The sequence below is a fragment of the Achromobacter pulmonis genome (assembly GCF_002885955.2).
Lineage (GTDB): Bacteria > Pseudomonadota > Gammaproteobacteria > Burkholderiales > Burkholderiaceae_B > Achromobacter > Achromobacter pulmonis_A.
Window position 1 is genome coordinate 401340 of sequence record NZ_POQS01000007.1, and the last position, 20927, is coordinate 422266.

The 20927-nt window shown below is 68.9% G+C and carries 21 protein-coding genes; 11 read left to right on the top strand and 10 right to left on the bottom strand.

The window, feature by feature from the left end:
- Window positions 1-11 precede the first annotated feature (11 nt).
- A complete protein-coding gene (locus C1I89_RS26140; protein ID WP_102775296.1) occupies window positions 12-947 on the bottom strand; it encodes a methyltransferase domain-containing protein in 936 nt (311 codons plus the stop codon).
- 90 nt (window positions 948-1037) lie between these two features.
- Between C1I89_RS26140 and C1I89_RS26145 the strand changes: the two genes are divergently transcribed.
- Window positions 1038-1748 carry a ComF family protein gene (locus tag C1I89_RS26145; RefSeq protein WP_308810290.1) on the top strand — a complete coding sequence of 237 codons (711 nt, stop codon included), beginning with the start codon at window positions 1038-1040 and terminating at the stop codon, window positions 1746-1748.
- Between the two features lie 61 nt (window positions 1749-1809).
- The gene (locus tag C1I89_RS26150) at window positions 1810-2280 is read left to right on the top strand and encodes a tRNA (cytidine(34)-2'-O)-methyltransferase (RefSeq protein WP_102775298.1); all 471 of its coding nucleotides are present in this window, start codon (window positions 1810-1812) and stop codon (window positions 2278-2280) included.
- A 206-nt stretch (window positions 2281-2486) separates the two neighbouring features.
- Here C1I89_RS26150 and C1I89_RS26155 read toward each other — a convergent pair whose 3' ends face one another.
- Genes C1I89_RS26155 through C1I89_RS26175 form a run of 5 tightly spaced genes read right to left on the bottom strand, consistent with a single transcriptional unit; the run spans window position 2487 to window position 5910 of the window.
- On the bottom strand, window positions 2487-3479 hold the full coding sequence (locus C1I89_RS26155) for a Bug family tripartite tricarboxylate transporter substrate binding protein (RefSeq protein ID WP_102775299.1): 993 nt from the start codon (window positions 3477-3479) through the stop codon (window positions 2487-2489).
- A 40-nt stretch (window positions 3480-3519) separates the two neighbouring features.
- Window positions 3520-4581: an NAD(P)H-dependent glycerol-3-phosphate dehydrogenase gene (locus C1I89_RS26160; protein WP_102775300.1), complete on the bottom strand. Its 1062-nt coding sequence runs from the start codon at window positions 4579-4581 to the stop codon at window positions 3520-3522.
- Window positions 4582-4593: 12 nt separating this feature from the next.
- A complete protein-coding gene (gene secB, locus C1I89_RS26165; RefSeq protein WP_102775301.1) occupies window positions 4594-5133 on the bottom strand; it encodes a protein-export chaperone SecB in 540 nt (179 codons plus the stop codon).
- 40 nt (window positions 5134-5173) lie between these two features.
- Window positions 5174-5431 (bottom strand): glutaredoxin 3, encoded by a 258-nt coding sequence (grxC, locus tag C1I89_RS26170; RefSeq protein ID WP_102775302.1) that lies wholly within the window; start codon window positions 5429-5431, stop codon window positions 5174-5176.
- A gap of 56 nt (window positions 5432-5487) precedes the next feature.
- Window positions 5488-5910, bottom strand: a complete 423-nt coding sequence (locus tag C1I89_RS26175) for a rhodanese-like domain-containing protein (protein WP_168202277.1) — start codon at window positions 5908-5910, stop codon at window positions 5488-5490.
- A 169-nt stretch (window positions 5911-6079) separates the two neighbouring features.
- Between C1I89_RS26175 and gpmA the strand changes: the two genes are divergently transcribed.
- The 7 genes from gpmA (at window position 6080) to C1I89_RS26210 (ending at window position 14261) form a co-directional block, all read left to right on the top strand.
- Entirely contained in the window at window positions 6080-6832 is a 753-nt protein-coding gene (gpmA, locus tag C1I89_RS26180) for a 2,3-diphosphoglycerate-dependent phosphoglycerate mutase (protein ID WP_102775303.1), read from the top strand.
- A 25-nt stretch (window positions 6833-6857) separates the two neighbouring features.
- Window positions 6858-8435 (top strand): murein hydrolase activator EnvC family protein, encoded by a 1578-nt coding sequence (locus C1I89_RS26185; RefSeq protein WP_102775304.1) that lies wholly within the window; start codon window positions 6858-6860, stop codon window positions 8433-8435.
- Between the two features lie 118 nt (window positions 8436-8553).
- Entirely contained in the window at window positions 8554-9999 is a 1446-nt protein-coding gene (locus tag C1I89_RS26190; RefSeq protein ID WP_102775305.1) for a S41 family peptidase, read from the top strand.
- On the top strand, window positions 9996-10751 hold the full coding sequence (locus tag C1I89_RS26195) for a HesA/MoeB/ThiF family protein (RefSeq protein WP_102775306.1): 756 nt from the start codon (window positions 9996-9998) through the stop codon (window positions 10749-10751). Before C1I89_RS26190 ends, C1I89_RS26195 begins: the two co-directional genes overlap by 4 nt.
- 108 nt (window positions 10752-10859) lie before the next feature.
- Window positions 10860-12059: a GGDEF domain-containing protein gene (locus C1I89_RS26200; RefSeq protein WP_102775307.1), complete on the top strand. Its 1200-nt coding sequence runs from the start codon at window positions 10860-10862 to the stop codon at window positions 12057-12059.
- Window positions 12060-12135: 76 nt separating this feature from the next.
- Window positions 12136-12852 carry a FadR/GntR family transcriptional regulator gene (locus C1I89_RS26205; RefSeq protein ID WP_102775308.1) on the top strand — a complete coding sequence of 239 codons (717 nt, stop codon included), beginning with the start codon at window positions 12136-12138 and terminating at the stop codon, window positions 12850-12852.
- Window positions 12849-14261, top strand: coding sequence for an FAD-binding oxidoreductase (locus C1I89_RS26210; RefSeq protein WP_102775309.1), 1413 nt, complete (start codon window positions 12849-12851; stop codon window positions 14259-14261). The genes C1I89_RS26205 and C1I89_RS26210 overlap by 4 nt, the downstream gene beginning before the upstream one ends.
- A 200-nt stretch (window positions 14262-14461) precedes the next feature.
- On the opposite strand, the gene thiC is transcribed toward C1I89_RS26210, so the two are convergent.
- Complete coding sequence (gene thiC / locus C1I89_RS26215) at window positions 14462-16375, bottom strand: phosphomethylpyrimidine synthase ThiC (protein WP_102775310.1); 1914 nt, start codon at window positions 16373-16375, stop codon at window positions 14462-14464.
- 351 nt (window positions 16376-16726) lie between these two features.
- Here thiC and C1I89_RS26220 point away from each other — a divergent pair, with 351 nt between their 5' ends.
- A complete protein-coding gene (locus tag C1I89_RS26220; protein WP_102775311.1) occupies window positions 16727-17281 on the top strand; it encodes a SecDF P1 head subdomain-containing protein in 555 nt (184 codons plus the stop codon).
- A gap of 74 nt (window positions 17282-17355) precedes the next feature.
- On the opposite strand, the gene C1I89_RS26225 is transcribed toward C1I89_RS26220, so the two are convergent.
- Window positions 17356-17808, bottom strand: coding sequence for a helix-turn-helix domain-containing protein (locus tag C1I89_RS26225; RefSeq protein WP_102775312.1), 453 nt, complete (start codon window positions 17806-17808; stop codon window positions 17356-17358).
- Between the two features lie 86 nt (window positions 17809-17894).
- Between C1I89_RS26225 and C1I89_RS26230 the strand changes: the two genes are divergently transcribed.
- Window positions 17895-18560 carry a winged helix-turn-helix domain-containing protein gene (locus C1I89_RS26230; protein WP_102775313.1) on the top strand — a complete coding sequence of 222 codons (666 nt, stop codon included), beginning with the start codon at window positions 17895-17897 and terminating at the stop codon, window positions 18558-18560.
- A 10-nt stretch (window positions 18561-18570) separates the two neighbouring features.
- Here C1I89_RS26230 and proB read toward each other — a convergent pair whose 3' ends face one another.
- Both proB and obgE read right to left on the bottom strand, forming a co-directional pair.
- Window positions 18571-19707: a glutamate 5-kinase gene (proB, locus tag C1I89_RS26235; RefSeq protein WP_102775314.1), complete on the bottom strand. Its 1137-nt coding sequence runs from the start codon at window positions 19705-19707 to the stop codon at window positions 18571-18573.
- A 58-nt stretch (window positions 19708-19765) separates the two neighbouring features.
- Window positions 19766-20902, bottom strand: a complete 1137-nt coding sequence (obgE, locus tag C1I89_RS26240) for a GTPase ObgE (RefSeq protein ID WP_102775315.1) — start codon at window positions 20900-20902, stop codon at window positions 19766-19768.
- Window positions 20903-20927 lie beyond the last annotated feature (25 nt).

Genomic DNA, 20927 nt, shown 5'->3' on the forward strand with positions numbered 1-20927 from the left:
GCAACCCCGCTTCAGGGGTTGCCGCGCTGGCGCCCGCCGATCGCGCTGACCGACAGGCGGGTCTCGCCCGCCGTCGTGCGGTGCGCGGCGGCGCGCCAGGCGTGGCCATAGGCCACTTCGATGCTTAGCGCGATCACGCCGTCCGGGCGCCGTTGCGCCTCCAGCGCGGCGCACAGCCGGTCGCGCCAGTCCCGGCCCACCAGCCCGCCGCGCCGGCCTTCGGCGGGGTTGCCGCCCAGCGCGCGCACGTCCTGCAGCAGCTTTTCGGGACTGCGGTAGGTCAGGGTCAGGATCTCCTGGTCCATCACCGGGTCGGCAAAGCCGTTTTCCACCAGCAGATCGCCGAAATCGTGCATGTCCACGAAGGACGGCGTGGCCGTGCGCAGCCCGGCGTCGTCCAGCGCCTGGCGCAGCTCCCGCAGCGTGGCCGGTCCCAGACAGGAAAACATGGCCAGCCCGCCCACCTTCAGGATGCGCCGCCATTCCGCCAGCACGGCGTGCGGCGCGCGGTGCCAGTGCATGGCCAGGTTGGACCACACCAGCTCCAGCGATTCGGGCGCCAGCCCCGTGGCCGCCAGGTCGGCCTGCACGAAGGCCGGGGCGGGCGGGCCGCGGCGCGCCAGCTTGCCGATCCAGGCCGACAGGCCGGCCGGCGCGTGGCGCCTGCGGGCCTCGTCCAGCAGCGGGCCGCAATTGTCCAGCCCGGTGTAGGCGGCCTCGGGATAGCGTTCGCGCAGCAGGGGCAGGTTGTCGCCGGCGCCGCAGCCCGCGTCCAGCATGGCCTGCGGCTGCAGGCGGATGTATTGCAGGCGGCCGAGCATGCGGCGGGCGATTTCGCCGTACAGGAACTGGGCCTCGGCAAGATCGCCGCGGCGGGCGAACTGCCTGGGCACGTCGGCGCTGACGATGGGCAGGGTGGGTAGCGTTGCGGGTTCGGGCAGGGACATTTCGGTCGCGCCTGCGCCCTGCGGGCGCGGCGGATCATGGTTTCATGAGGAATGGCATCCATTATTACGCATCCTGGCCGCGGGCCCCGATTGTCCCTACGCGGCATGGGGCGGCGCCTGCTGTCCCGGATCGGCTGCGACTGCCCGCTGTGCGGCGCGCGGGTGGCCGGGGCCAGACTTTGCGCCGGCTGCGAGGCCGACATCCTCTACGTGGCGCCGGACGCGCCGCCGCGCTGCCCGCGTTGCGCGCTGCGGCTACGGCCTGGCGCGCCCTGCTGCGCCGCCTGCCTGGGCACGCCCCGGGCCTTCGCGCGCACCGTGGCGGCCTTCGACTACGAGCCGCCCGCCGACGCCCTGGTCCGGATGCTCAAGGTCCAGCTCCGGCTCAGCATGGCGCCGGTGCTGGCGCGGCTGATCGCCGCCGCCGTCGCGCGCGACGGCCGCCTGCCGGCCGGCGCCCTGCTATTGCCGGTGCCGGCGGGACGGGCCTCGCTCCTGCGGCGCGGCATGAATCCCGCCGCCGAGATCGCCCGCGGGCTGGCCGCGGAACTGGACCTGCCCCTGGCGCACGGCGTATTGCTGCGGCGGCGCGAAACGCCGCGCCAGACCGGCAGGAGCCGCCAGGCCCGGCGTCGCGGCGCGGTGGGCGTGTTCGCCTGCGCAGGCGGCGTGCAAGGCCGGCACGTGGCCGTGGTGGACGACGTCATGACCACGGGCAGCACGGCCGACGCCGCGGCCGCCGCGCTGCTGGCCGCCGGCGCGGCCGAGGTGACGCTGCTGGTGGCGGCGCGCACGCCGTAGCGTCCGGGGGGCCGGCAAATCGGCGACAATGCCGGCATCCCGGCCATCCGCTTCATCCGCCATGTTTCACGTCATCCTGGTCTGCCCCGAGATCCCGCCCAATACCGGCAACGCCATCCGCCTGTGCGCCAATACCGGCGCGCAGCTGCACCTGGTGCGCCCGCTGGGCTTCGAACTGGATGACGCCCGCATGCGCCGCGCGGGGCTGGATTACCACGAATGGCAGCCGGTCCGGGTGCATGACAGCCTGGAAGAGGCCCTGGCCGACACCGGCGCCGCCCCGTCCAGCATCTACGCGCTGACCACGCATGCGCAGCGCAGCGTGGCCGACGTCGGCTTCAAGCCGGGCGATGTGTTCGTGTTCGGCCGCGAAACCGCCGGCCTTTCGGAAGCGCACAAGGCGCTGTTCCCGCCCCAGCAGCGCCTGCGCCTGCCCATGCGCGCCGGCCAGCGCAGCCTCAACCTGTCCAACGCCGTGGCCGTCACGGTGTTCGAGGCCTGGCGCCAGCAGGGGTATGAAGGGGGGGTGTAGGATGGGTGCAGCGCGAGAGCCCTCAAGCAAGAACTCAAATATCGAACGCGCGTAACCCATCAGGCGGCGCCAGCCGCCGTTTTTCGTGGCAAGAGACAAAGCCGGCTCTCGCCGGCCGATGGGTTACGCGCGCTGGCCAACCAGATCCTTGCCCAGAAAGCCGCGCGCTGCACTCATCCTACGATCCGCGCGTCCCCGCCATCCGCTCAAGCCAGCGACAGCTTCAGCTTTTCGATGACCTGGTCCCACCGCGCCTTTTCATTCTTGATCCGCGCGGTCAGGGCTTCGGGGGTGGACGGCGCCGGCGTGAAGTACTGCAGCGCCAGTTGCTTGCGCACGGCTTCGCTGTCGATGATGCGGGCCAGTTCGCTGTTGAGCCGTTCGATGATCGGGGTGGGCGTGCCGGCCGGGACCAGCACGGCGTTCCACGAAATCGCCTCGAAATCCGGATAGCCCTGGGACGCCATGGTCGGCACGCCCGGCAGCGCGTCGCTGGGCTGCAGGCTGGTCACGGCCAGCAGCTTGACCTTGCCGTCGCGCGCCTGGGGCACGGCGATGGCGGGCACCATGAAGCCGGCCTGCACGTCGCCGCCGATGATGGCGGTGATGACCTGCGGAAAGCCCGAATAGGGGATGTGCGCCAGGTCGACGCCGGCGCTTTCCTTGAACATCTCCATCGCCAGGTGGGCCGAGCTGCCCGGACCCACGGAGCCGTAGTTCAGCGAATTGCCGCGCTGCTTGACCAGCGCGACGAAGTCCTTGACGTTGTCGACCTGCAGGCCGGCGGGCACGACCAGCACGTTGGGGCTGGTGCCCACCAGGGACACCGGCGCCAGGTCGCGCAGCGGGTCGTAGCCCAGGGTTTTCTTGTAGAGCGTGGGCGCAGTGACCAGCGGGCCGTTGATCGTGTAGAGCAGCGTGTAGCCGTCGGGCTTGGACTGGGCCACCACGCGGGTGCCGATGTTGCCGCCGGCGCCCGGCTTGTTGTCGATCACGATGGGCTGGCCCAGGGCCTGGGACAGCGGCTCGGAAATCGTGCGCGCCAGCAGGTCGGGCGAGGACCCGGGCGGGAACGGCACGACCATATGGATGGGGCGGTCGGGCCAGTCGGCGTGGGCGGCGGCCGGCAGGATGGCGGCCAGGCTCAGGCACAGGCCGCGTAGCAGCTGGCCGACCCGGAACTTGCGGGTTTGCGTCATGTAGCGTGTCTCCTCGGTGTATGGGATGTCGGGTCGTGGGTCAGCTGGGCGATTCGTCCGGCAGGCCCGCGCCGCTTTCGTAGCGGGCGTCGCGGGCGAGCAGGGCGGAGACCGCCGTCATGGGGGCCACGCCGTCGAACAGCACGGCGCAGACGGCCTCGGTGATCGGAAGTTCGACCTGGATGGCGCGCGCCCGCTCCAGGGCCGCGCGCGCGCAGCGCACGCCTTCGGCGGTGATGCCGCTGGCCAGGATGTCGGCCAGCTTGCGGCCGGCGCCGATTTCCAGGCCGACGCGGCGGTTGCGCGAGAGTTCGCCGGTGGCGGTCAGCACCAGGTCGCCCAGGCCGGTCAGGCCGGCGAAGGTCTCGGCCTGCGCGCCCAGCGCGACGCCGAAGCGGGTCATCTCGGCCAGGCCGCGGGTGATCAGCGCGGCGCGCGCATTGGTGCCCAGGGCCAGGCCGTCGCAGATGCCGCAGGCCACGGCGATGACGTTCTTCAGCGCCCCGCCCACTTCCACGCCGACCAGGTCGGTGCTGGCGTAGACGCGCAGCGCCGCGCCGTGGAAGGCGGCGATGGTGGCCGCGCGCAGCGCCGGGCTGTCGCTGGCGACGGTGAGCGCCACGGGCAGGCCCTGCGCGACTTCGCGCGCGAACGAGGGGCCGGACAGGGCGCCGCCGACGGCGCCGGGCAGGGCCTCGCGCATGATTTCGTGGGGCAGCCTGGCCGTGTCGGCTTCGAAGCCCTTGCACGTCCAGACGATGGGGGTGTCCTGCAATCCCAGCGCGGGCAGCCGGCGCGACAGCTCGCCGCACAGCGCGGTCAGCCCGGCCACGGGCACGCCCAGCACGATGAGGGCTTGCGCGCCGTCGTCCTGCAGGCTGCGCAGGGTGGCGTCGAGATCGGAGGAAATAGTCAGGGCCTGGGGCAGGGGAACGCCAGGCAGGTAGCGCGCATTTTCATGCGTGGCGGCCATGTCGGCCGCCTGGGCGGCGTCGCGCGCCCAGAGCACGGTGGCGTGGCGGCGGCTGGCGGCCGCCGCCAGCGCGGTGCCCCAGCTTCCCGCACCCAGGACGGCGACGCGCAGGCGCGGGGTGGGCTTCATGGGGCGGCTTGCTTACTGGCGGGTCGCGCCGGGGGGCAGGATGATGCCCGAGTCGCCGCCGTTGCCATTGCCGTTGGCCGCGTTCTGCTGTTGCTGCAGTTCGGCCAGGCGCTGCTCGTACAGGGCCTGGAAGTTGACTTCGGTCAGGTGCAGCGGCGGCATCGAGGTGCGGGTGATCGCGTCGGCGATGTTGGCGCGCAGGTACGGGTACAGCATGGTCGGGCAGACGATGCCCAGCAGCGGGTCGAGCTGCTCTTCGGGGATGTTGGCGGCCTCGAAGATGCCGGCCTGCGTGCCTTCGACCAGGTACACGACCTTTTCGTTGACGCGGGTGGTGACGGTCACGGTGACCGTGGTCTCGAACACGGTCTCGGCCAGGCGCTGCCCGCCCACGGTGATGCTCACTTCGACCTGGGGCGCTTCTTGCTCCAGGAAGACGTGAGGCGCGTTCGGCATTTCCAGCGAAAGGTCTTTCAGGTAGACGCGCTGCAGATTGAACGAGGGCGCGTCGTTGCTGCCTTCTTGCTGGGTGTTTTGGTCTTGATCAGCCATGAGTGTTTCCGTTGGTGGGAGGGGCAAAAAGGGAGCGGGTTCAGCCGGCCAGCAGAGGAGCCAGGCCGCCTGCGCGGTCCAGCGCCATCAGGTCGTCGCAACCGCCGACATGGGTATCGCCGATGAAAATCTGCGGCACGGTGCGCCGGCCGGTGCGCTGGATCATGACGTCGCGCTGGGCCGGGTCACGGTCGATCTGGATCAGTTCCAGGTCGGTCACGCCACGTTGTTCCAGCAGCGACTTGGCGCGCGCGCAAAACGGGCAATAGTCCTTGCTGTACATGACGACTTTTTTCATGGGCGCTCCTGTGCTGTGGATACAAGTATGGGCAGATGGGGGCGCAGCCCTGGGATTCAACCCTTGCGGGTGACGGGCAGGCTGGCGGCGGCCCAGGCGCGCATGCCGCCTTCCAGCGGCACCACGTCGGTGTAGCCCTGCGCGCGCAGCTTGGCGGCGGCGCGGGCCGAATCCCGGCCGTTGTCGCAAACTACCACCAGAGGCTTGTTCTTGGGTAGAGAGGCTGCCTTCTGCTCCAGCTCGGCGGCCGGCACATTCCGTGCCTGGGCGATGTGGCCGGCCTGGAACTGCTCGGCGGGGCGCACGTCGACCCACACGGCCTGGCGCTGGTTGACCATCTGGATGGCTTCGCCCGTGCTGACGGCCGAGCCGGCGCGGCCGCGGCGCAGGGCCGGAATGACCAGCATCACGCCGGAAACCACGGCGACGGCGACAATGAAGATGTTGTTTTTATCGAGCAAGAATTGCAGAAGGTCCACGGGGCATCCTGAAGAGCGGCGGCTAGCCTGGTATTGGCGAACCCTGGGCGAGCCGGACCGAAATCGGGGTGCGCCAGGGCCGAATCAAGGGCAAAATCACTCAATTATAAAATGAGCGCATTCCCAGACCATTTCCTAACTTTAACCCGCGATAAACGCGCGCCTAACCATGCATAAACTTGTCCTGATGCGCCACGGCGAAAGCCAGTGGAACCTGGAAAACCGCTTCACCGGCTGGACCGACGTGGACCTGACCGATACCGGCCGCGAGCAGGCCCGCAAGGCCGGCGAGCTCCTCAAGAAAGAGGGCTACACCTTCGACCTGGCCTACACCTCGGTGCTCAAGCGCGCCATCCGCACCCTGTGGATCGCCCTGGACGCCATGGACGCCATGTACACCCCCGTGGGCGTGAACTGGCGCCTGAACGAACGCCACTACGGCGCGCTGCAGGGCCTGAACAAGTCCGAAACCGCGGCCAAGTACGGCGACGAGCAAGTGCTGATCTGGCGCCGCGCCTACGCCATCGCCCCGGAACCGCTGTCGCTGGACGACGAACGCCACCCGCGCTTCGACAGCCGCTACGCGCGCATCCCGGCCGACCAGCTGCCGGCCACCGAGTGCCTGAAGGACACCGTGGCCCGCGTGCTGCCGTTCTGGAACGAATCCATCGCCCCGGCCATCCGCGCCGGCCGCAAGGTGCTCATCGCCGCCCACGGCAACAGCCTGCGCGCCCTGATCAAGCATCTGGACAATGTGTCGGACGACGACATCGTCAACCTCAACATCCCCACCGGGCAGCCGCTGGTGTATGAATTGGATGATGACCTGAAGCCCATCCGCCACTATTATCTGGGCGATGCGGCCGAGATCGAGGCTGCCATGGCGGCCGTGGCCGCCCAGGGCAAGGCCAAGAAGGGCTGATATCCACAGAAGGACTGATATTTCCATGTGTCGCGCGGCGGGGTTGTTGTTGGCGGTCATGCTGGCCGGAGGGGCGTTGCCGGCCGGCGCCGCAACCGACGACCTTGCCGGCCGTCAGTCCGATGCCGAAAGGCAGCAGGCCGCCCTGCGCGACCGCATCGAAAACCTGCAGAAGGAAATCGACGACCGCGAGGCCGCCCGCAAGGAAGCGGCCGACGCGCTCAAGCAGTCCGAGTCGGCCATTTCCCGGATCAACCTGCGCCTGCGTGAACTGGCCGAGGCCAACCGCCAGGCCCAGTCCGACCTGGCCGGCCTGGAACAGCAGATCGACGCCCAGCAGGCCGTGCTGGCCAAGCGCCGCACCGAACTGGCCGAGCAGCTGCGCACGCAGTACACCAGCGGCCTGTCGCCCTGGACCGCGCTGCTGTCCGGCGACGATCCCCAGGTGCTGGGACGCAACCTGGGCTACCTGGATTACGTCTCGCGCGCCCGCGCCGCCGCGGTGCAGGCCCTGAGGGCCGACATCGACCGCCTGGCCGCGCTGCAGGGGCGCGCCGACGCCCGGCGCGCCGAGATCGAAAAGGTCGTGGCCGAGACCTCCGAACAGAAAACCGCGCTGGTCGCGCAGCAGAAAGAGCGCGCCACGCTGCTGGCGCAGCTGGAAGGCCAGATCGCCGCCCAGCGCGCCGAGGCCAACAAGCTGGGCCGCGACGACCAGCGCCTGTCGCGCCTGATTACCGACCTGGACGCGGCCATCGCCCGCCAGATCGAAGAGGCGCGCAAGGCCGAAGAAGCCCGCAGAAAGGCCGAAGAGGCCCGCCGGGCCGAGGAAGCGCGCCGCGCGGCCGCCGAAGCCGCCCGCAAGCAGGCCGAGGCCGAACAGGCCCGCAAGAAAGCCGAGGCGGACCGCCTGGCCGCCGCCGACAAGGCGCGGCGCGAACGCGACGCCCGCGACGCCCGTGAAGCGGCCCAGGCCCGCGAGCAGGTCGAGGCGGCCTCGCGCCAGAACCGCGGCCCGGTGGCCCTGGCCGATCCGGACGCCGCCGGCCTGCGTCCGGCCGAACAGCGCGAATCCCGCGTGATCGTGCCGCCGGCACCGCCCGTGGAAAAACCCGAGCCGGCGCCGCAGAAAGCGGAACCCGCGCCCGAGAAACCCGCTCCAACCCGCAGCGAGTCTGCGCAGCAGACGGCGCGCGCCGCGCCGCTGGGCGGCGGCAACGGCCTGCGCCGCGGCCTGGCCATGCCGGTGCGCGGCCAGGTGCAGGGCCGCTTCGGGGTCGACCGCCCCGACGGCGGCGTCTGGCGCGGCGTGGTGCTGCGCGCGCCCGAGGGCACGCCGGTCAAGGTGGTGGCGCCCGGCACCGTGGTCTACGCCGATTGGCTGCGCGGTTTCGGCAACCTCATCATTGTGGATCATGGGCAGCAGTACCTGACCGTCTATGCTTACAACCAAAGCCTGCTCAAGCGGGTGGGAGATTCGGTGACGGGTGGCGACACGATCGCCACGGTCGGCGCAACCGGCGGCCAAGTGGAATCCGGCCTATACTTTGAAATTCGCCATCGCGGCGCGCCTGTCGATCCAGCCCAGTGGCTGGCGCAGTAAGCGCCGTCGGCAAATGCGTGTCGTTGGCAATTATGTGTCGTTGGTAGAAAACCGTTGGTAAATTCCAAACCCTACCAAACCCCAACCCATCGGCGAAAACACAATTCGGGAAGTGTGCATGGGCACTCGTAAGTTTCGCGGTTTCGGTCTGATTGCCATCGGTGCGGTGGCTGGTGTGTTGCTCAGCGTGGGCGTGACGGCAGTCGCGCAGCGCGGCAGTCCCCTGCCTCTGGACGAGCTCAGGCAACTGAGCAACGTATTTGCCGCCATCAAGAACAACTACGTCGAGGCCGTCGACGACAAGACCCTGATCGACAATGCCATCTCCGGCATGGTGTCGAACCTGGACCCCCACTCCGCCTACCTGGATGCCGACGCGTTCCGCGAAATGCAGACGGCCACGCAGGGCGAGTTCGGCGGGCTGGGCATCGAGGTCGGCGCCGAGGACGGCTTCGTCAAGGTGATCTCGCCCATCGAGGACACGCCCGCCGCGCGCGCCGGCGTAATGGCCGGCGACCTCATCATCAAGATCGACGACACGCCCACCAAGGGCATGACGCTCAACGACGCGGTCAAGCTGATGCGCGGCGCGCCCAAGTCGCCGATCACGCTGACCATCATGCGCGCCGACCGTCCGCAGCCCATCGTGCTGAAAATCGTGCGCGACATCATCAAGGTGCGCAGCGTGCGCAGCAAGATGCTGGACAACGGCGTGGGCTACGTGCGCATCGCCCAGTTCCAGGAAAAGACCGGCGCGGACCTGGCCAAGCAGCTCAAGGACCTGGGCGCCAAGGAAGCTCCCAAGGGCCTGGTGCTGGACCTGCGCAACGACCCGGGCGGCCTGCTGACCAGCGCCATCGGCGTGGCCGGCGCCTTCCTGCCGCCCGATGCGCTGGTGGTGTCCACCGACGGCCGCACGCCCGACGCGCGCCACAAGTACCTGGCCACCCCGTCCGAGTACGCCCGCGGCGAAAGCAACTACCTGGCCGGCCTGCCGGCCTGGACCAAGAAGGTGCCGATGGTGGTGCTGGTCAACGTCGGTTCGGCCTCGGCTTCCGAGATCGTGGCCGGCGCGCTGCAGGACCACAAGCGCGCCAAGGTCCTGGGCAACCGCAGCTTCGGCAAGGGCTCGGTGCAGGTGATCCTGCCGCTGTCGGAAACCACCGCGGTCAAGCTCACCACCTCGCGCTACTTCACGCCCAGCGGCCGCTCGATCCAGGCCACCGGCATCGAGCCCGACTACGTCGTGGCCGACACCGCCGACGGCGACCTGTTCCGCCTGCCGCGCGAAGCCGACCTGCAGCGCCACCTGTCGAACCAGCAGACGGCCAACGAAGTGAAATCCAACGCCGACCAGGACAACGTCGACGTGCCGGCCAAGGTGTTCGAATTCGGCGGCAAGGACGACTTCCAGCTGCAGCAGGCGCTGAACCTGCTGGCCGGCAAGCCGGTGCAGAAGGGTTCGGCCCGCGCCCAGGCCAAGGCCGATTCCAAGCCCGGCGTGGGCGCCGCCCAGCGCATGACGATCACGCCGACCGGAGTCGAGCCCGTCAAGACCAAATGAACGACGAGCAACTGCTGCGCTACGCCCGCCACATCCTGCTCGACGAGCTGGGCATAGAAGGGCAGGAAAAACTGCTGGCGGCGCGTGTGCTCATCGTGGGGGCGGGTGGACTGGGTTCGCCTGCCGCGCTCTACCTGGCCACCGCCGGCGTGGGCGACATCACCCTGGCCGACGACGACGTCGTCGAGCTCAGCAACCTGCAGCGCCAGATCCTGCACACCAACGCCAGCGTCGGCCGCCGCAAGGCCGAGTCCGGGCGCGACATGCTGGCGGCCTTCAATCCGCAGACGCGGGTCCACGCCCGCGTCGAGCGGCTCGCGGGCCAGGCCCTGTCGGACGCGGTCGCGCAGGCCGACCTGGTGCTGGACTGCACCGACAACTTCACCACCCGCCACGCCATCAACCGCGCCTGCGTCCAGCACCGCAAGCCGCTGGTGTCCGGGGCCGCGATCCGCTTCGACGGCCAGGTCAGCGTCTACGACCTGCGCGACGACGACGCGCCCTGCTACCACTGCCTGTTTCCCGAAGCCGACGACGTCGAAGAGGCCAATTGCGCCACCATGGGCGTGTTCGCGCCGGTGGTGGGCATCATCGGCAGCATGCAGGCCGCGGAGGCCCTCAAGCTGCTGTCCGGCGTGGGCGAGAGCCTGTCGGGGCGGCTGCTGTGGCTGGACGTGCGCACCATGCAATGGCGCAGCGTCAACGTGCAGCGCGATCCGGAGTGCGCCGTCTGCGGCCATCGCGGGCGATGAACCGGCCCGGGTATTGAACCCGCGGACAATACTAAAGGCGTCACAGACCTGCTATAACGCCAGCCTGCCCATCTGAAACCGGATGGACGTGGCCAGGGACGTGACAGCGTGGATACTGCACTGAAGTTCAGCTTGCCCAGATGGCGCCTGACGCGCTGGCTCACGCATTCCGGGCACGATACGCCGGCGGACATCCGCGCGGCGCTGATCGCCAGCCTGTTCGGCACGCTGCCGATCTTCGCCGGCGGCGTCATCAACACCCTGATGATCTCGGGCGTGGTCGCCTGGCGGCGTCCCGAGCCGCTGTACCTGTCCTGGCTGGCGATGGAAGTCCTGCTGGCCGTGGTCCGGGTGACCGTGCTGCGCTCCGCGCTGAAGGCCGCGCCCCGCGGCGGCAACACCCATACCGACATCTACATCCTGCTGGCCCTGCTGTGGGCCTTCAGCGTGGGCTACGGCGTCTTCGTCACCTTCCTCAACGGCGACTGGCTGGCCGCCACGCTGGCCGGGGTGTCCTGCGGCGCCATGGCCGGCGGCATCTGCTTTCGCAACTACGGCGCGCCGCGGCTGGTCGGCGCCATGATCTTCCTCAGCCTGGGGCCGATGTGCCTGGGCGCGCTGTTCACGGGCGAATACGTCACCGCCATCGTGTTCATCCAGATCCCGTTCTACCTGGTCAGCATGAGCATCGCGTCGCACCGGCTCAACCGCATCCTGGTGTCGACCATGCTGGCCGAGCGCGACAGCGAACGCCGCGCCAGCCAGGACGCGCTGACCGGCCTGGCCAACCGCGCCGGCCTGCAGGCCGCGCTCGAACGCGTCTGCGCCAGCGCGCGCAGCCAGGACAGCTCGGCGGCGCTGCTGTACATGGACATGGACGACTTCAAGCTCATCAACGACACCTACGGCCATGCCGCGGGCGACCAGGTGCTCATGACCATCGGCCAGCGCATGCGCGCCATGCTGCGGGTCGACGACATGGCCGCGCGCATCGGCGGCGACGAATTCATCGTGCTGGTGACCGGCATCGACGCCACCTCCGCACTGCGCCTGGGCGAGCACCTGCTGCACGACGTCTCGCAGCCGATCACGCTGGCCGACGGCACCCGCGTCAGCGTGGGCCTGTCCATCGGCATCTCCATCGTGTCGGGGGCCAACCGCAGCCCGCAGGCGGCGCTGGATTCCGCCGACGCCGCGCTGTATCGCGCCAAGGCGCGCGGCGGACGCTGCTGCGCGGTGGCCGGCGGCGGCGAGCCGGGCGCGGCCGATGGCGGCGTGCTGCCGGACGGCGCGCGCGCGGTGGCCTGAAACGCCGCACCGGTATGCGGGCATCGTTTTCAATAAAGTTATCAGATAACCTGAAAAGTCTGTCTATAATCGCTCCATGCTGAGCAAGAGCCTGACCCTGACCGAACAGGTCGCCCGCCGGATCGCGGGCGACATCGCCGAGGGCGCCCATCCCGTGGGCGCCAAGCTGCCGCCCGGGCGCGTCCTGGCGCAGCAGTACGGCGTCAGCGCCGCCGTCATCCGCGAGGCCACCGAGCGCCTGCGCGCCCAGGGCCTGATCCAGAGCCGCCAGGGCTCGGGCAGCGTGGTGGTGTCGCGCACCGGCGCGCAGGGCTTTCAGGTGTCGGCTGGCATCGCCGACCGCGAACAATTGGCCAGCGTGTACGAACTGCGCATGGAACTGGAAGGCGGCGCGGCCGCGCTGGCGGCGCTGCGCCGCAACGCCGCGGACCTGGCGGCCATGGGGCAGGCCCTGGCCGCGCTGCAGCAGCATCTGGACGATCCGGAGCAGGGCGTGGAGCACGACATCGCGTTCCACGTCGCGATCGCCGCGGCCACCCACAACCGCTACTACCAGGATCTGCTGCAGTACCTCAACCTGCAGCTGCGCCTTGCCGTCAGCACCGCGCGCAGCAACAGCCGCCGCCAGGCCGGCCTGACCGCGGCCGTGCACCAGGAGCACGTGGCCGTGTTCGAGGCCATCAGCGCCGGCGACGCCGAGCGCGCCCGGCTGGCGGCCACCCGGCATTTGCAGCAGGCGGCCAGCCGCCTGAACCTCGAACTCTTCTTTCCGGCCGCAAGGCAGACATCATGAGCGCAACCGACTTCACGCAACGCCTGGTCCAGGCCCTGGGCCCCGACACCGTTCTCACCGCCGAGGCCGACATCGCGCCCTGGCTTTCCGACTGGCGCGGCCTTTACAAGGGCCAGGCCCAGGCCGTGGTGCGCCCGCGCAGGACCGAAGAAGTCGCGACCTGCCTGGCGCTGTGCCAGCAGGCCGGCGTGCCGGTGGTGCCGCGCGGCGGCAACACCGGGCTGTGCGGCGGCGCCACGCCGGACGCGGGCGCGGCCAACGTGGTGCTCAGCCTGGACCGCATGAACGCCGTGCGCGCCATCGACACCGTGGCCAACACGATGGTGGCGGAAGCCGGCGCCATCCTCGGCAACCTGCGCCGCGCGGCCCAGGAAGCCGGCCGCCTGCTGCCGCTCAGCCTGGCGGCGGAGGATTCCAGCCAGATCGGCGGCAACGTGGCCACCAACGCCGGCGGCGTGAACGTGGTGCGCTACGGCATGGCGCGCGAACTGGTGCTGGGCCTGGAAGCGGTGCTGCCCACCGGCGAAATCTTCCACGGCCTGCGCACGCTGCGCAAGGACAATACCGGCTACGACCTCAAGCAGCTGCTGATCGGCTCGGAAGGCACGCTGGGCGTGATCACGGCGGTGGCGCTGCGCCTGTTCCCGCGCACCGACGTGCGCTCGGTGGTGCTGGCCGCGGTGGAGTCGCCGGCGCAGGCCCTGCAGCTGTTCGAGATCCTGTTCGAGCAGTGCGGCGCGCGCCTGCAGGCCTTCGAGTACTTTTCGGGCGATTGCCTGGACCTGGTGCTGGCGCACGCCGAAGGCGTGCAGGAGCCTTTCGCGCAGCGCTACCCGGGCTATGTGCTGGTGGAACTGGCCGATACCGCCGACGAGGCGGCCCTGACGAATCTGCTGGAGAACGTGATCGGCGCCGCGCTGGAGCGCGGGCTGTGCCTGGACGCGGCGGTGTCGGCGTCGCTGGCGCAACTGCAGGCGCTGTGGAAGCTGCGCGAAGAGATCTCAGAAGCGCAGCGCGCCGACGGTCCGCACCTCAAGCACGATGTGTCGCTGCCCATCGAACGCATCCCGGAATTCATGGAATCGGCCGAGGCGCGGGTGCGGGCGCTGTTCCCGGACATCCGTCCGTTCATCTTCGGCCATTTCGGCGACGGCAACCTGCACTACAACCTGTCGCGGCCGGCCGGCGCCGACCGCGACTGGGTGGCGGTGCATGGAGAGGCGATCACGGACGCCGTGCTGGACGAGGTGAACCGCTACGGCGGGAGTATTTCGGCGGAGCACGGGATCGGGCAGCTCAAGCGGGCGCATTTCCTGCACAGCAAGGACCCGCTGGAGCTGCGCTTGATGCGCCAGATCAAGGCGGTGCTGGACCCGGCCGGGATCATGAATCCCGGGAAGCTTCTGTAGGATGGGTGCAGCGCGAGAGCATCCGGGCAAGGAACCGGATGCTCATCGCGCGTAACCCATCGGCCGGCGGGAGCCGGCTTTGTCTCTTGCCACGAAAAACGGCGGCTGGCGCCGCCTGATGGGTTACGCGCGTTGGATATTTGAGTTCTTGCTTAAGGACTCTCGCGCTGCACCCATCCTACGACGCGACGCGCCGCCTGTCACTGCCGGTGATAAACCTCGGCTCCCTTCTTCACGAACTCCACCGACTTCTCCTGCATCCCCTTCTGCAGCGCGTCCTTCTCGCTCACGCCCTGCGCCGCGGCGTAATCGCGCACGTCCTGCGTGATCTTCATGCTGCAGAAGTGCGGGCCGCACATGGAGCAGAAGTGCGCGACTTTCATCGAGTCCTTGGGCAGGGTCTCGTCGTGGAACTCCTTGGCGGTGTCGGGGTCCAGGCCCAGGTTGAACTGATCGTCCCAGCGGAACTCGAAGCGCGCCTTGGACAGGGCGTTGTCGCGGATCGCGGCGCCGGGGTGGCCCTTGGCCAGGTCGGCGGCATGGGCGGCGATTTTGTAGGTGATGATGCCGTCCTTCACGTCCTTCTTGTTCGGCAGGCCCAGGTGCTCCTTCGGCGTGACGTAACAGAGCATCGCCGTGCCGTACCAGCCGATCAGCGCCGCGCCGATGCCGGAGGTGATGTGGTCGTAGCCCGGGGCGATGTCGGTGGTCAGGGGGCCCAGCGTGTAGAACGGCGCCTCGTGGCAGTGCTCCAGCTGCAGCTCCATGTTTTCCTTGATCATCTGCATCGGCACGTGGCCGGGGCCTTCGATCATGACCTGCACGTCGTGCTTCCAGGCCACCTGGGTCAGCTCGCCCAGGGTCTTGAGTTCGGCGAATTGCGCTTCGTCGTTGGCGTCGTAGCCCGAGCCGGGACGCAGGCCGTCGCCCAGCGAGAAGCTGACGTCGTAGGCCTTCATGATTTCGCAGATTTCCTCGAAGCGCTCGTAGAGGAAGCTTTCCTTGTGGTGGGCCAGGCACCACTTCGCCATGATGGAGCCGCCGCGCGAGACGATGCCGGTCATGCGGTCGGCGGTCATGGGGATGAACGGCAGGCGCACGCCGGCGTGGATGGTGAAGTAGTCCACGCCTTGCTCGGCCTGTTCGATCAGGGTGTCGCGGAAGATTTCCCAGGTCAGTTCCTCCGCCTTGCCGTCGACCTTCTCCAGCGCCTGGTAGATCGGCACGGTGCCGATGGGCACGGGCGAGTTGCGGATGATCCATTCGCGCGTTTCGTGGATGTGCTTGCCGGTGGACAGGTCCATGACCGTGTCGCCGCCCCAGCGGATCGCCCAGGTCATTTTCTCGACTTCCTCGCCGATGCCGGAGCTGACCGCGGAGTTGCCGATGTTGGCGTTGATCTTCACCAGGAAATTGCGGCCGATGGCCATCGGCTCGATTTCGGGGTGGTTGATGTTGGCCGGGATGATGGCGCGGCCGCGCGCGATCTCGTCGCGCACGAATTCGGGCGTGATGGCCGCGGGAATCGAGGCGCCGAACGATTGGCCGGGATGCTGGCGCAGCAGGCGCTTGACCATCTTCTCGCCGTCGGGGCCGCTGTCGCGCAGCGACTGCAGGTATTGCTCGCGGCGCAGGCTTTCGCGGATCGCCACGTATTCCATTTCCGGCGTGACGATGCCGCGGCGCGCATAGTGCATCTGGGTCACGTTGGCGCCGGCCTTGGCGCGGCGCGGCGGGCGCTGCAGGTCGAAGCGCATGGCCGTCAGCTTGGGATCGGCCAGGCGCGCCTTGCCGTAGTCGCTGGTGGGGCCGGCCAGCACCTCGGTGTCGCCGCGTTCCTCGATCCAGGCGCGGCGCACTTCGGGCAGGCCGCGGCGGATGTCGATGCGCACGTTCGGGTCGGTATAGGGGCCGCTGCAGTCATAGACCGTGAGCGGCGGGTTCTTCTCGCCGCCGAACATGGTCGGCGTGTCGGCCTGTTCGATCTCGCGAAACGGCACGCGGATGTCGGGCCGCGAACCGGTTTCGTACACCTTGCGCGATTTGGGCAGCGGCGCGACGGCGGCCGCGTCCACTTCTGCGGTGGCGGCCAGGAATTTGGGATTTGCGTTCATGGAAAGCTCCAAGCGAGTGGTTGGAGCCGATCGGGAAGGAATTTCCGCCGCGCGCGGGCGGACGGAAATACGGCTCCCAGCATCGGCATTATCCGTACTGGTACGAAGGGACTCTCTCAACACGTCGCGGCGTTTAAGCCGCGGCGAGTACCCCTGCACGAAAGCGGAGTATAGATGCTGGCGGGCGATTCCGACGAATCGCGGCGTGCGCGGCCGGCGAGCAGGCTGGTATTACCGCTTTACAATTGGAATCAGACTGCGGCGACACGCCGATTCAGGTTCGGTACACTTTTCAGACGTGCCGGGCGCGCGCCGCGACCTGGTCTTAGTCCACTTGAGAAGGAATCGAGCATGCAACTTACCTTACGCAAATTGGCGCCCGCCCTGGTTGTCGTGACGTTGGCGCTAGCGGGTTGCAAGACCGCCCCGACCAAGACCTCCGACACCGGCGCCACCGCGCCCGCGGCCGGCCAGCAATCGACCACGCCCGCCACCGCCGCCAGCGTGGACTTCTACCTGGCCCACAAGCAGCCCGGCGCGGGCCTGCGTGAAATCAGCCTGCCCGACGGCAAGCTCTACATGCAGGAAGTGCCCGTGCTCACGCGCGCCGACCTGACCGACGCCGCCGCGCTGGTCGACCGCCAGGGCCAGAACTTCGTGGGCCTGCGCTTCTCCGAAGCCGGCGCGCGCAAGCTCAACGACGTCAGCTCCAAGAACGTCGGCAACATGCTGGCGCTGGTGATCGACCGCGAACTGGTCGCCGCTCCGCTGATCGGCGAACCGCTGAACCGCGGCGTGCTGGCCTTCGGCGTGCCCTCGGCCAAGGCCGCTTCGGAAATCGCCGCCAAGATCCGCGGCGACGCCGCGGTGCCCGCCACCAGCACGACGCCGGCCGCCAAGCCCTGATCGGCTCGCGCACGAAAGCCCGCTACGGCGGGCTTTTTTTCGTTTGAAATAGGACCACGATACGGCCCCGATCGTCAGCCGCTCTTGCGGCCGCGCGGCTTGGCGTTGCGGCGGATGCGCAGGACCTGTTCGATATAGGTCTGCGCAATGGCTTCCAGTCCGATGCGTTCGTCGGATGTGAGCGATTCCACCTGGGCTGGCGATATATTGAAGAACGGCCAGGGCGCATGCGGACGATGCCGGCCGCTGGCGCGCGGCGGACCTTCCGCCACGCCGGTGACCGGTAGCGTGTCGCTCAGGTCGTACCCGTCCATGGGCAGTTCCATCGGGCCCTTGCCGGTCTCCAGCCATTCGGCTTCGACCTTCAGCACCTGCGCCAGCTTGCGCGAAGAACGGCTGGAATGCCGCAGTCCGCTCTCATAGCTGCCGATGGCGCTTTGCGAAAGGCGCGCCATACGGGCGAGCGTTTTCTGCGTGTGGCCACGCAAAAGACGCGCATGCTTCAGCCGGTCCGAGAATGTCTTCACAAAGCGATTGAAGCGTGGCGTTAGTTTACGTTGGTAGTTATAAATATTACCTAAGTGATAAACGTATTGATGGGCAGGAGGACGGCATGCAGCAACGAGGCAGCGTTTTCGTACTCGCAAGCGATGGTGCAGCTCGCGATCTGGTCGCAATGTTGCGCACGTTCCATTGGACGGTTTGCGCGTTTGATTCCCTGGCGGCGCTACTGGACGGCCTGCAGGCCCAGATGGTCGATGTGCTGGTGTTGCAGGGCAGTTGGCCGGACGTGGCCGAGCGCGTGGTTTCGCTGGGCCGCGCGGTGCCGGCGGCGGCGCTGGTCTGGCGGGTGCGCGGCGGCGTCACGGTCGAGCGGCGCATCGCGGCGCTGGATGCCGGCGTGGACGTCTGCGTCGAAGCCGGCATGCCCGGGCCGGAATGGGATGCCTTGCTGCGCAGCCTGTGCCGGCGCGGGCGCCGGGGCGGCTCGCCGTGGCGCGTCGACCTGCAGGCCGGCGCGCTGGCCGGGCCTGCCGGCCAGCGCGTGCCCCTGACTGCGGCTGAATGTGCGTTTCTCGTCCGCCTGCTGAACGCGCCCGGCCACAGGCTGCCGCGCGAAGCGCTGCTGCCCGAGGAAGTGCGCGGCTCGCAGGTCGGCATGCGGCGGGTGGACGTGCTGGTGTCGCGGCTGCGCGCCAAGGCGCGCCGCCTCAATGTGGAATTTCCGGTGCTCGCGGTGCGCGGCTGGGGCTATATGCTGCTGCCCGACGGCAGTTAGCGCCTTGCCGCTACAGCACCACCAGGTTGTCCCGGTGCATGAGTTCCGGTTCGGTCATGCTGCCCAGAATGCGCGCAATCTGAGACGAAGGCTGGCGCAGGATGCGCCGCGTATCGGCCGACGAATAATTGATCAGCCCGCGTGCGCATTCATGTCCCTGGCTATCCACGCAGGCCACCACGTCGCCGCGGCCGAACTCGCCTTCCACGTCGGTCACGCCGATGGGCAGCAGGCTCTTGCCTTCGCGCAGCAGCGCCCGCACGGCGCCGTCGTCCAGCACCACGCGGCCGCGCAGGCGCAGGTGGTCGGCCAGCCATTGCTTGCGCGCCGACCACACCGGCAGCACGGCGCGCAGTTCGCTGCCTATGCATTCGCCTTCGGCCAGCCGCGTGAGCACGTTACGCTCGCGGCCGGACGCAATCACCGTGTGCGCGCCGCTGTGGGCGGCGCGCTTGGCCGCCAGCACCTTGGTCAGCATGCCGCCGGTGCCGATGCCGCTGCCGGCGCCGCCGGCCATGGCTTCCAGCGCCGGATCGCCGGCCTGGGCGTGCGCCATGAACTTGGCGTCGGGATTCTTGCGGGGGTCGGAATCGTACAGGCCGCGCTGGTCCGTCAGGATGATCAGCGTGTCGGCTTCGATCAGGTTGGTGACCAGCGCGCCCAGCGTGTCGTTGTCGCCCAGCCGGATTTCATCGGTGACCACCGTGTCGTTTTCGTTCACGATGGGCACCACGCCCAGGCGCAGCAGCGCGAACAGCGTGCTGCGCGCGTTCAGGTAGCGGTGGCGGTCGGCCAGGTCTTCGTGGGTCAGCAGGATCTGCGCGGTGCGCAGGCCGAATTCGGCGAACGCGGCCTCGTAGGCCTGGCATAGGCCCATCTGGCCCACGGCGGCGGCGGCCTGCAGCTCATGCATCACCGACGGGCGCTTGCGCCAGCCCAGGCGCGCCATGCCTTCAGCGATGGCGCCGCTGGAGACCAGCACGACCTGCTTGCCCTGCTTGTGCAGGGCGGCGATCTGCGCGGCCCAGTGGGCCACGGCGGCGCGGTCCAGGCCGCGGCCTTCGTTGGTGACCAGCGACGAGCCGACTTTGGCGACGAGGCGCTGAGCTTGTGAGACGACGGAAACTGCGGGTGATTCGGCAGACATGATGGCGGCGGGCTGCGGCGCGGAAAAAAGGCGTAATCGTAAGGACTGCGATTATGGCTTATTCGTCGCCGCTGCGCGGCGTGGAACGCGGGTCGGCGTCCGAGCGCTTGTCGTCGAAGCGGGGGTCCGGCGCCACGTAGCTGCCATCGGCCTGGTCCTGCGCCAGCTGTTCCTTTTCACGCTCGGCGTCCAGGTAATCCTGCAGCGCGTAGATCAGGTCCTGCGTGCCCTCGCCGGACAGGCCGGAGATGCCGAACACCGGGCCCTTCCAGCCGTACAGCTCCAGGAAGCGGCGCTTGGTGTCCTCGGGGTCGGCCACCATGTCCAGCTTGTTCAGCACCAGCCAGCGCGGCTTGGCGGCCAGCTCGGGATCGTAGCGGCGCAGCTCCTCGACGATGGCGCGGGCATCGGTGACGGCCTGTTCGACCGGGTCCGCATCGGGATCGGGCGTGGACACGTCCACCAGGTGCAGCAGCACACGGGTGCGCGCCAGGTGGCGCAGGAACAGGTGGCCCAGGCCGGCGCCCTCGGAGGCGCCTTCGATCAGGCCGGGAATGTCGGCCACGACGAAACTGCGCGACGGCGAGGTGCGCACCACGCCCAGGTTGGGATGCAGCGTGGTGAACGGGTAGTCCGCGATCTTCGGCTTGGCGTTGGAGATGCGGGTGATCAGGGTGGACTTGCCGGCGTTGGGCAGGCCGAGCAGGCCCACGTCGGCCAGCACCTTCAGCTCCATGCGCAGGTAGCGGTGCTCGCCTTCCTTGCCCGGCGTCCACTGGCGCGGCGCGCGGTTCACGCTGGACTTGAAATGGATGTTGCCCATGCCGCCCTGGCCGCCGGCGGCCAGCACCACCTTCTGGTCGTGCTGGTTCAGGTCGAACAGGACTTCGCCGGTTTCCGCGTCATGGATGACGGTGCCGACCGGCACGCGCAGCGTGATGTCGGGCGCGGCCGCGCCGTACTGGTCCGAGCCGCGGCCGTTTTCGCCGTTCTTGGCGCGGTGCAGGCGGGCGTAGCGGAAATCGATCAGCGTATTGATGTTGCGGTCGGCCACCGCGTAGATGGAGCCGCCGCGACCGCCGTCGCCGCCGTCCGGGCCGCCCTTGGGGATGAACTTTTCGCGGCGAAAGCTCGCCACGCCATTGCCGCCTTTGCCGGCGACGACCTCGATGGTGGCTTCGTCTACGAATTTCATGGTGTCCGTGCGTATGAAAAGTGAG

What these genes read in the sequence shown, in the direction of transcription:
- C1I89_RS26140 (WP_102775296.1), bottom strand. Translation starts at nt 947, where the DNA reads ATGTCCCTGCCCGAACCCGCAACGCTACCCACCCTGCCCATCGTCAGC.
- C1I89_RS26150 (WP_102775298.1), top strand. Translation starts at nt 1,810, where the DNA reads ATGTTTCACGTCATCCTGGTCTGCCCCGAGATCCCGCCCAATACCGGC.
- C1I89_RS26155 (WP_102775299.1), bottom strand. Translation starts at nt 3,479, where the DNA reads ATGACGCAAACCCGCAAGTTCCGGGTCGGCCAGCTGCTACGCGGCCTG.
- C1I89_RS26160 (WP_102775300.1), bottom strand. Translation starts at nt 4,581, where the DNA reads ATGAAGCCCACCCCGCGCCTGCGCGTCGCCGTCCTGGGTGCGGGAAGC.
- secB (WP_102775301.1), bottom strand. Translation starts at nt 5,133, where the DNA reads ATGGCTGATCAAGACCAAAACACCCAGCAAGAAGGCAGCAACGACGCG.
- grxC (WP_102775302.1), bottom strand. Translation starts at nt 5,431, where the DNA reads ATGAAAAAAGTCGTCATGTACAGCAAGGACTATTGCCCGTTTTGCGCG.
- gpmA (WP_102775303.1), top strand. Translation starts at nt 6,080, where the DNA reads ATGCATAAACTTGTCCTGATGCGCCACGGCGAAAGCCAGTGGAACCTG.
- C1I89_RS26185 (WP_102775304.1), top strand. Translation starts at nt 6,858, where the DNA reads ATGTGTCGCGCGGCGGGGTTGTTGTTGGCGGTCATGCTGGCCGGAGGG.
- C1I89_RS26190 (WP_102775305.1), top strand. Translation starts at nt 8,554, where the DNA reads ATGGGCACTCGTAAGTTTCGCGGTTTCGGTCTGATTGCCATCGGTGCG.
- C1I89_RS26195 (WP_102775306.1), top strand. Translation starts at nt 9,996, where the DNA reads ATGAACGACGAGCAACTGCTGCGCTACGCCCGCCACATCCTGCTCGAC.
- C1I89_RS26205 (WP_102775308.1), top strand. Translation starts at nt 12,136, where the DNA reads ATGCTGAGCAAGAGCCTGACCCTGACCGAACAGGTCGCCCGCCGGATC.
- C1I89_RS26210 (WP_102775309.1), top strand. Translation starts at nt 12,849, where the DNA reads ATGAGCGCAACCGACTTCACGCAACGCCTGGTCCAGGCCCTGGGCCCC.
- thiC (WP_102775310.1), bottom strand. Translation starts at nt 16,375, where the DNA reads ATGAACGCAAATCCCAAATTCCTGGCCGCCACCGCAGAAGTGGACGCG.
- C1I89_RS26220 (WP_102775311.1), top strand. Translation starts at nt 16,727, where the DNA reads ATGCAACTTACCTTACGCAAATTGGCGCCCGCCCTGGTTGTCGTGACG.
- C1I89_RS26230 (WP_102775313.1), top strand. Translation starts at nt 17,895, where the DNA reads ATGCAGCAACGAGGCAGCGTTTTCGTACTCGCAAGCGATGGTGCAGCT.
- proB (WP_102775314.1), bottom strand. Translation starts at nt 19,707, where the DNA reads ATGTCTGCCGAATCACCCGCAGTTTCCGTCGTCTCACAAGCTCAGCGC.
- obgE (WP_102775315.1), bottom strand. Translation starts at nt 20,902, where the DNA reads ATGAAATTCGTAGACGAAGCCACCATCGAGGTCGTCGCCGGCAAAGGC.